Origin of the sequence: Nitrobacter sp. (assembly GCF_051535235.1) — a bacterium.
Classification (GTDB): Bacteria; Pseudomonadota; Alphaproteobacteria; order Rhizobiales; family Xanthobacteraceae; genus Nitrobacter.
This window is the reverse complement of record NZ_JBPPLZ010000017.1, coordinates 1-9,655: the sequence shown is the minus strand read 5'-3', so window position 1 is coordinate 9,655 and position 9,655 is coordinate 1. Positions and strand designations below refer to the sequence as shown.

The 9,655-nt window shown below is 65.2% G+C and carries 7 protein-coding genes; 4 read left to right on the top strand and 3 right to left on the bottom strand.

Annotated features, from left to right (window positions below):
- The first annotated feature begins 558 nt into the window (after window positions 1-558).
- From ACS3WA_RS14805 to lepB, 3 genes are all read left to right on the top strand, one after another.
- The gene (locus ACS3WA_RS14805) at window positions 559-1,131 is read left to right on the top strand and encodes an invasion associated locus B family protein (protein WP_438279273.1); all 573 of its coding nucleotides are present in this window, start codon (window positions 559-561) and stop codon (window positions 1,129-1,131) included.
- Window positions 1,132-1,276: 145 nt separating this feature from the next.
- The gene (tldD, locus tag ACS3WA_RS14800; protein WP_438279272.1) at window positions 1,277-2,704 is read left to right on the top strand and encodes a metalloprotease TldD; all 1,428 of its coding nucleotides are present in this window, start codon (window positions 1,277-1,279) and stop codon (window positions 2,702-2,704) included.
- A complete protein-coding gene (gene lepB / locus ACS3WA_RS14795) occupies window positions 2,701-3,471 on the top strand; it encodes a signal peptidase I (RefSeq protein WP_438279271.1) in 771 nt (256 codons plus the stop codon). The genes tldD and lepB overlap by 4 nt, the downstream gene beginning before the upstream one ends.
- Before the next feature lie 69 nt (window positions 3,472-3,540).
- Here lepB and ACS3WA_RS14790 read toward each other — a convergent pair whose 3' ends face one another.
- From ACS3WA_RS14790 to ACS3WA_RS14780, 3 genes are all read right to left on the bottom strand, one after another.
- On the bottom strand, window positions 3,541-4,056 hold the full coding sequence (locus tag ACS3WA_RS14790; RefSeq protein WP_438279275.1) for a PAN domain-containing protein: 516 nt from the start codon (window positions 4,054-4,056) through the stop codon (window positions 3,541-3,543).
- Between the two features lie 215 nt (window positions 4,057-4,271).
- Window positions 4,272-5,642 (bottom strand): glutamate--cysteine ligase, encoded by a 1,371-nt coding sequence (locus tag ACS3WA_RS14785; protein WP_438279270.1) that lies wholly within the window; start codon window positions 5,640-5,642, stop codon window positions 4,272-4,274.
- 99 nt (window positions 5,643-5,741) lie between these two features.
- Window positions 5,742-6,230 (bottom strand): MarR family winged helix-turn-helix transcriptional regulator, encoded by a 489-nt coding sequence (locus ACS3WA_RS14780; protein WP_438279274.1) that lies wholly within the window; start codon window positions 6,228-6,230, stop codon window positions 5,742-5,744.
- Between the two features lie 502 nt (window positions 6,231-6,732).
- Here ACS3WA_RS14780 and ACS3WA_RS14775 point away from each other — a divergent pair.
- The coding region (locus ACS3WA_RS14775; RefSeq protein WP_438279269.1) for a hypothetical protein at window positions 6,733-9,655 on the top strand (2,923 nt) is incomplete at its 3' end.

Below are 9,655 nucleotides of genomic sequence, written 5' to 3'. Positions count from 1 at the left end.
CCGCAAATGCCGATCCACTCGCGGCTGCCGCCGCTACTCCAAACGCCAATCCCAGAAACCGGCGGCCAAACCGGCGGCCAATCAGGCCATTCGACATCTTCATGCCGCTCGCGCTCCTTGTCATAAATAAACCCTAAACAACCCCCTAAGCAGTTCCCGCCGGCGGCAGTCTGCTGGTCGACATGACGCCTCCGCGAACAGCCTGCGAGCTGTTTAGCTAGAACGCGTCCAAAGCCGCCCCTCTCAAACCATAATTCGTCGCCCCTCGCAAGGACCAAGACGACAAGCCGTCGACGCTTTTGAACCCCGGTCCGGCACATCCGGCCGGCAACCGCATTTGGCTGACAAATCAGAGCGGAAACGCGCCTTTTGCGGCCTTCCGACGCTTGACAGGCGGATTGTCCGATGTAGGCACAGGCGCGGCCGGCTTCACAGATTCGGCCGCGGTTCGACCTGATCCGGGCGGGGAGCGCCTTCAAGGCGCCTTCATTGCCCATCAGTCCAGCGCCGGACCGGTTGGCCCAAGGTTGTGGCACGCGAGCTAAGGAATCGAGCCGGATGGGGCCTTCGAAACAGTTGACCGGACCCGCCTCGGGCCGCATCGCCACGGTCGCAACCATAACCAGATGGCCTGTGATCCGCGTGCTGACGGGCTGGATCGCCGCTATTGCCGTCATCGGCTTCGCCGGCGCGGCCTGCGCGCAGGGCGCCGTCAAATCGGTCCATGGCGACTGGCAGATCCGGTGCGATACACCGCCCGGCGCCAAGGCCGAACAATGCGCGCTGATCCAGAGCGTGGTGGCGGAGGACCGCTCCAACGCCGGTCTGACCGTGATCGTGCTCAAGACCGCCGACCAGAAAAGCCGGCTGATGCGGGTGGTGGCGCCGCTTGGCGTGCTGCTGCCCTCCGGCCTTGGCCTGAAACTCGACAATGTCGACGTCGGACGCGCCGGGTTCGTGCGCTGCCTACCCAACGGCTGCGTCGCGGAGGTCGTGCTGGACGACAAGCTGCTGGGGCAGTTGCGCAGCGCCAAGACGGCGACCTTCATCATCTTCGAGACGCCGGAGGAAGGCATCGGCTTTCCGCTCAGCCTGAACGGGCTGGGCGAAGGTTACGACAAGCTGCCGTAGCGAGTTTGATCCGCGATTTTGATCCGGCGCTGCAGATGAAGGTTTGGAAAGGGCCTCCCTTTCGCGGCAATCATGCCTATCTTGAACCTCGACCGCTTCGCACGACACGGAACGGCCGCATATCCGCGTTGAATACGGAGCCCGCATGACCAATCCCCTCACCACGTCCCTGTTCGACCGTGCCGATCTAGATCGCGATACCGTGCGCAACGAAGTGGCGCGGGGCCTCAGCGGCGCTGACGACGGCGAGTTGTTTCTGGAGTACAGCCAGAGCGAAGCGCTGATGTTCGACAACGGCCGCCTCAAACAGGCGACCTACGATACCTCGCAAGGCTTCGGGCTTCGCGCCGTCAAGGGCGACGCCGTCGGCTACGCCCATTCATCCGACGTGTCGCTGCCGGCGTTGATCCGCGCCGCCGATGCCGTCGGCGCCGTGCGCGGCGGCTATCACGGGACATTCGCGGCCGCTCCCTCCCGGACCAACGTGCGGCTTTACGGTGACGAGAACCCGCTCGACGGCCTCGGCTTCGAGACCAAGGTGAAGCTGCTCGCCGAAATCAATGCCTATGTCCGCGACAAGGATCCGCGTGTGCGCCAGGTGTCCGTCAGTCTCGGCGCGACATGGCAGGTTATCGAAATCATGCGCCCCGACGGCGAAAGCTACCGCGATATCCGCCCGCTGGTTCGGATGAACATTTCCGTCGTCGCCGGACAGGGCGACCGGCAGGAAACCGGCAGCCACGGCTATGGCGGACGCGAAGGCTATGCCCGGTTCATCGAGACCAAGGCCTGGCGGTCGGTCGCCGACGACGCGATCCGTCAGGCGCTGGTCAATCTGGAATCGATTCCTGCGCCCGCCGGCGAGATGGACGTGGTGCTCGGCCCCGGCTGGCCCGGCGTGATGCTGCATGAAGCGGTGGGACACGGCCTGGAGGGCGACTTCAACCGCAAGAAAACCTCCGCCTTCGCCGGGCTGATGGGTCAGCAGGTCGCGGCCAAAGGCGTCACCGTGGTCGACGACGGCACCATTTCGGCCCGGCGCGGCTCGCTGTCGATCGACGACGAGGGCACGCCGACGGGCCGCACCGTGCTGATCGAGGACGGCATCCTGGTCGGCTACATGCAGGACCGTCAGAACGCGCGGCTGATGGGGATGAAACCGACCGGCAACGGCCGCCGGCAGGATTATGCCCACGTGCCGATGCCGCGCATGACCAACACCTATATGCCGGCGGGCGATCGCGATCCGGCGGAAATTCTCGCCTCGGTGAAGAACGGCATCTACGCCGCGAATTTCGGCGGCGGTCAGGTCGACATCACCTCGGGCAAGTACGTATTCCAGTGCACCGAGGCCTACAAGATCGAGAACGGCAAGCTCGGCGCGCCGCTGAAAGGCGCGATGCTGATCGGCAACGGTCCGACCGACCTGCATCGCATCACCATGGTCGGCAACGACACCGCGCTCGACGACGGCGTCGGCACCTGCGGCAAGAACGGCCAGGGCGTGCCGGTCGGCGTCGGGCAGCCGACGCTGCGCATGGATCGGATCACGGTCGGAGGAACGGGCGGATGAGCTTGGAGTCGTCAACGTCGGGCTCGAGGGTTCGCCGCTGGGGCGGACAGGTCGTCCAGATCGCGGCGATCGTGCTCGTGGTGCTGCTCGCCAAGGGCGCGCTCGCCGAGCCGTTCTATGTGCCTTCGGCCTCGATGGAGCCGACGCTTTTGATCGGCGACGCGCTGCTGGCCTCGAAATACCCTTACGGTTACTCAACCGCCTCGATGCCGATCCATGTCTCGTTTCCCGAGACGCCGCGCGTTTTCGGCGAACTGCCCAAACGCGGCGACGTCGTTGTCTTCCGCTGGCCAGGCGACCGCTCGCAGGTCTGGGTGAAGCGCGTCATCGGCCTGCCCGGCGACCGCATCCAGATACGCGGCGGCCAGGTCTGGATCAACGGACAGGCCGCAACACTGAAACCCGACGGCCTCGCCGCCGCCGAGGACGACAACGGCTCCAGCGAGCCGGCGCACCGTTACGTTGAAACGCTGCCGGGCGGCGTCTCGCATACCATTCTCAAGATGCACGACAACGGCCGGCTCGACAACACGGCGGAAGTGACAGTGCCGCCGGGCCATCTGTTCGTGATGGGCGACAACCGCGACAACTCCGCGGACAGTCGCGTGCCGGTCCGCCAGGGCGGCGTCGGCCTGCTGTCGACCGACAACCTGGTCGGCCGTGTCGATGCAATCGTCGGCTCATGGGATTTGGGCATCCGCAGCCAGCCGGTCTGGACCTGGCTCTCGGGCTTCCGTCTCGCGCGTTTTTTCACGGCGGTGCATTGAGCCCGCCCCCTCCCGCCGGGGAGATGAGCGGAATGCGCGGCGAAGCCGTTTAGCTGAAATGATCGGCCTCTACCGCACCACGCCGGAGGTAAAGCCGGGCCTGCGATGCGGCGGCTTGATTTCCTTTTTCAGGAAGCACCGCGGGGCTTTTCCGGCATAACCCGGCCGCGCATAGGTCCATGCCCGGCACTTGTTATCGGCATCGCACGCATGACGGCAGACCTGATCGGCGTCGGCTCTCTCATCCTTCTTGAGCTCGAAGACGCGATAGTCGCCGCCCGAGCGATCGGTGGAGGTTTCGACCGGACCGATCCGACGCTCAATCACGCCGGCGCCGCGCACGCCGGACACGCAGCACGGATTCGCGATCCGCGACGGAACGGCGTTCTTGAGCCAGCACACCGCTATCTCCGACCCCTCGCCCGGATAGCTGAAGCTCCAGGCACGGCAGTGGCGGTCGCGCTCGCAGGCCAGCGCGCAGTCGGCCGGATCACCGGAACGCAGCGTCATTCGCTGATAGTCGGCGCCGGGCCGGTCGAAATTGGTCTGCGCATGCGCCGGCCGCGCCGCTGTGAGAGCCGTCATCGACAGTACGGCCAGCAGAATCACGCCAGCCTTCAATGCATGGACTTTCAACAAAGGCCGCAAAACCAAATATCCCGAACAAGAAGAGCGCGGACAACGCTCATTAAATCGCCACGTTGATGTACGTTGGATGAACGAGCGCAGTTCGTTTCACTGCGCCGTGCACCAGCGAACGTCGGATACGAAGATACGCGCCACGCCAGGATAAAGCGAATTCAGAACGCGTATTCGCTATAAGCCGGTTCCACGGAGCCTGCCCATGCGCCGTTGAATTTTTCCAGCATCTCCTCGGCGGGAGAGCGGCCTGAATCCAGGATGCGATCGAGCGCTTCCAGATGCCGTGACTCGTCGCGGCCAAGATGATCGACATAGCCGCGCCGGCGCAGTCCCGCATGCGCCAGCACCAGGCATTCCTTGGCGATCTCGAACAGGTAACGATCCTTGATCCGCGCCTTGAAGCCCATGCGCGGCACGTCATCGCGCAACGCCTGACGTTCCGGCGCATTCCAGCGCTTCACGATGTCCCAGGCCGCATCGAGGCTGGTGTTGTCGTAGAGCAGTCCGACCCAGAATGCCGGCAGCGCGGGCAGGCGTCCCCACGGCACGCCGTCGGCGCCGCGCATTTCCAGATAGCGCTTGAGCCGCACCTCGGGAAAAATCGTCGACAGATGATTGGCCCAATCCGAAAGGGTCGGCCGCTCGCCGGGAATGGCCTTGTTCCTGCCGTCGAAGAAATCACGGAACGAGGTGCCGGACACGTCGATATAATTTTCGCCACGCTTGACGAAATACATGGGAACGTCGAGCGCATAGTCGACCCAACGTTCGAATCCCATGCCGTCCTCGAACGCCCACGGGATCATGCCGGCACGGGCATTGTCCGTGTCGCGCCAGATTTCCGAACGGAACGACAGGAAGCCGTTCGGCCTGCCTTCGGTGAAGGGAGAGTTTGCAAACAACGCCGTCGCGATCGGCTGCAACGCCACCGAGACCCGCAGCTTCTTGACCATGTCGGCTTCGGATGAGAAGTCGAGATTGGTCTGAACCGTGCAGGTCCGGAACATCATGTCGAGACCGTATCGGCCGACCTTCGGCATGTAGTCGCGCATGATCCTGTAGCGGCCCTTCGGCATCATCGGAATCTGCGCCCGCGACCACGACGGCGTCATGCCAAGGCCGAGAAATCCGATGCCGAGCGGGGTCGCGATTTCCTTGACCTGCGCCAGATGCGCGGCCAGCTCCGACTGGGTCTGATGCACTGTTTCGACCGGCGCGCCGGACAGTTCGAACTGCCCCCCGGGCTCCAGCGAGATCGCACCGCCGCCGGTGACATCATGGAGGCCGATGATATTGCCCTGCTCCATGATCGGCTCCCAGCCGAGCAGGAGTTGCATGCCCTCCAGCAACGCGCCGATGCCGCGCGCGCCTTCATACGGCACAGGCTCGTGGCCCTGAAGCGTGAACGGCGTTTTTTCGTGCTCGGTGCCGATGCGGAATTCGGATGCGGGCTTCACGCCGGCTTCCAGCCACGCCACGAGTTCGTCGCGCGATTGCAGCGGCGTCATATCGATCTGGTCACGCGCCATGAAAAATCCCGGTGTGGGGCGTTTCGATCGAACGCACGCAGTGTCGGTCCAGAGAATATCGAGCCGAATGGCCCGCAACCGCGAAAGACGAAAGAGACATCATCGCGTGGACGCACCATCTCTCACAGCAAGCGCCTGAGCCTCATTGCAGGAACAACCGAGCCGGTCAAGCAGCCCGCAAAGCTTTGCGGCGTCGGCGTCGGAAAGTTTGGAGCCGACATGCTTTTCGATCGCCGCCGAATAGGCCTGCCACATCTTTTTCTGCAAGTCGCGTCCGGCCTCGGTGATCTCGACGAACTGACCGCGCTTGTCGGCCTTGCATTCGCGCCGCGCCGCCAGTCCCTCATCCACCAGGCGATCGATCAGGCGGGAGGTCGCGTATTGCGGCAACCGCATCTGCCTTTCCAGTTCGACCGGCCGCAGTTCGCCGGCCTGCGCGCAAGACAGTGCGGACAGCGCATCGTAGCAGGCGAGCGGCGGAAAACCTGCCTCCTTCAACTCGTGCTCCACCGTGTTCAACACACAGCTCTGCACGCGCATCAGGCGGATCCAGGCTGCGGCCGCCTCGATGGAGGGTTTGCGTTTCATCATGAAGTCCCTGCGTCCCGCGACCAGCTTACCGTAGTCGATGCAACTGCATCAATCGTGATCCCTGCGGTCCGGGGCGCGGACGACGATTCAGCAAGGGCCGGATATGGCGACGCCTTCGTCCGGATTCCCTTGCTCGCTCCGCCGCAACGGATGGTGGCGGTGTGAGCCGCCTCCGGCCATCGGCGCGAGCGGCAGCGAATGTCGAGCGGGAGCGGTCGCATCCGAGGCCTTCGCGACGCAGCAAGAAAATGCTGCATCTTTCTCGATATACAACCAGTGATTGCGTGAGATCGAGCTGACGGCCCACCAACTTCACCAAAATGCAACTTTTGGCCGTAGCCGCACAGCTCCTTAACCCCTTGTTTACCGTAACACGAAAAGGTTGGGCCTCAGAGGCAGACCCTGCGCCGGTTTGAACTGACTATTCATTGACTATTCAAAGGCGCGCAGGGAGCCCGAAGGCGCATCGGAATGCGCCGGACAGACACCGGACGAAAGCATGAACTCGCGCGGATCGTGGAGCGAAGACGGAATCGAACCATCCGTTCGCGAGCGGGCCGAAGCCGCCGCGCGGAACGCCGGTATGTCCCTGAACGAGTGGCTGAGTTCCACCGTCGGCAACGACACGCCAGCGTCCCGGGCAGCGCAAGCCCCGGTCGCGAGCGAAGGCACCCATGATGTCGCGGACATTCATCGGCGGCTGGATTCAATCACGCGTCAGATCGACCAGTTGTCGAGCCCGGCCCAGCCCGGCGAACCCGCCGTCGCCCGCCAACTCAACGACGCCATCTCGCGGCTGGATGCCAGGCTCGCCCGCGTCGCCGCACAGACGCCCGCGGCGGACCCGCAGCACCGCGCCGACAGGGTGGAGCGCGCCGCCGCCGAGGTCTACAGCCGGACGCCGTCGCCCGATCCTGTTTCACTCGAATTCGCGATCGCGCAAGTCGCCGCGCGTCAGCACGAACTCGACGGCGCGTCGCGCGCATCGCCGACGACCGGCTCGCACCCTGTCGCCCCGGCGATCACGACGCCGCGGCCGGCATCGGATTTCTCCAGCCTCGAGCGGCAGCTCTTCAAGATCACGAGCCAGATCGAATCGCTGCAGCGCCCGGACGGGATCGAGCAGTCGATCGCCGCATTCCGCAGCGAGCTTGCCGGAATCCGCCACATCATCACGGAGGCGATGCCGCGCCGCGCGATAGAATCGATCGAAAACGAGATTCGCTTGCTGTCGCGGCGCATCAACGACGTTCGCCAAAGCGGCAGCGACGGGCAGGCGCTGGCCAATATCGAACGCGCGCTCAACGAGATCTACGACGCGCTGCGATCGCTGAAACCGGCTGAACAACTCGCGGGATTCGACGAAGCGATCCGCAATCTCGGCAACAAGATCGACACCATCGTGCGCGACAGCGGCGACAGCGGCGTGGTGCAGCAACTCGAAAACGCGATCGTCGCGCTTCGCGGCATCGTGTCCAACGTCGCCTCCAACGATGCGCTGGCGCGGCTTAGCGACGATCTCACCATGCTGTCGTCGAAAGTCGACCAGCTCGGCCGGTCCGAGGGCCATGGCGATTCGTTCTCCGCGCTGGAACAGCGCGTCGCCGCGCTGACGGCGACGCTGGAAAACCGCGAACGCCCCTTTCCCGGCAGTTCGGAGCAGCTTGAGGAAGCCGTACGTGCGCTGTCCGACCGTCTCGACCGTCTGCCGGCCGGTCACGATTCATCGTCGGCGCTGGCGCATCTCGAACAGCGGGTGTCGCTGCTGCTCGAACGCCTGGAAACTGCGAGTGGCCATTCAGGAACCAATCTCGGACGCGTCGAGGAAGGCTTGCAGGATATCCTGCATCATCTGGAACGCCAGCAGGCCGGGCTCGCGGCGCTGACCGAAGGCGCTCCGCGCAGCGCAGGCCCGACCATGGACAGCGAGGTCGTCGAGGCGATCAAGCGTGAACTGTCGGAGATGCGCTTCTGCCAGTCGGAAACCGACCGTCACACCCAGGACTCGCTCGAGGCCGTTCATAACACGCTCGGGCACGTGGTCGACCGACTGGCGATGATCGAGGGTGATCTGCGCGCGGTCCGTGCCATGCCTTCCGCCCCGTCTCGCGGAGCGACGCCGGAGCCGCCGGGCCTGCCGCCGAAGCCCGAATTGCCGAACCCCGTGCTGTCGCAGATGACGATGCCGCAGCCCGCTCCGGCGGTTTCCACGCCGCCGCCGATCCCGTCGCGCGCGATGGATGACGGCCTGGGCGCGGAAGGCCTGGGTGCAAGAGAGACCTTCGAGCATTCGGGAACGCGGCGCCAACCGCAACCGCGCCCCGCGATCGATCCGGACCTGCCGCCCGATCATCCGCTGGAACCCGGCACCCGCCCGGTGGGACATGGAGCGTCCCCCTCGGAGCGCATTGCAGCCTCCGAAAGCGCGATCGACCAGATCACGGATGCGCTCAACGAGCGATCGGGTTCATCGTTCATTGCCGCCGCGCGCCGCGCCGCGCAGGCCGCCACCGCCTCCTCATCGCCCGACAAAACCGGTCGGACCAAGATCGCCATTGAACCGGCCCGTCCCGCAACAGGCGGCGGTTCCGGCCTCACCTCCAAGATCCGCTCGCTGCTGGTCGGAGCCAGCGTGGTGGTGATCGTGCTCGGCGGTTTCAAGTTCGCAATGTCGCTGTTCGATGGAACCCAGCCTGCCACGGTCAGCGACACCAGCCGGGCCGCCCCGTCCGAAGCGTCGCCGCCGCCCGTCGACGCCAAGCCCGCCTCCGACAGTCCTGCGACGCCGTCGATGACGTCGCCCACGCCGCTCGACCGGCAATCGATGATTTCGCCGCCGTCCGAAGCCAGCGCGGCGCCGTCCGAAGGCTTGTCGGACACGCCGCCGGCGAGCCAGCCGGAAACGCCATCCGCCGACGTCACCGGCGCGATTCCGGGCGCGCCTGCACACCCTCCGGCCGCAAACACGCTGGAGCCGATCGCAATTCCCCGCTCCGAATCCCTCCCCGACAGCATCGGCAGCCCGAAGCTGCGGACCGCCGCGCTCCACGGCGACGCCACGGCGGCGTATGAAATCGGCGCCCGCTATGCCGAGGGCAAGGGCGTTGCCGTCAACTACGCCGAAGCGGCGAAATGGTACGATCGCGCGGCGCAAGCCGGCGTGGTGCCCGCCATGTTCAGGCTCGGCACCCTGCACGAAAAGGGCCTCGGGGTGACCAAGGACATCGACGCGGCGCGGCGCTATTACATGCAGGCCGCCGAGCGTGACAACGCCAAGGCCATGCACAATCTCGCCGTGCTCGACGCCGATGGCGGCGGCAAGGGCGCCAACTACACGAGCGCGGCGCAATGGTTCCGCAAGGCGGCCGAGCGCGGCGTCGCCGACAGCCAGTTCAACCTCGGCATTCTCTATGCCCGCGGCA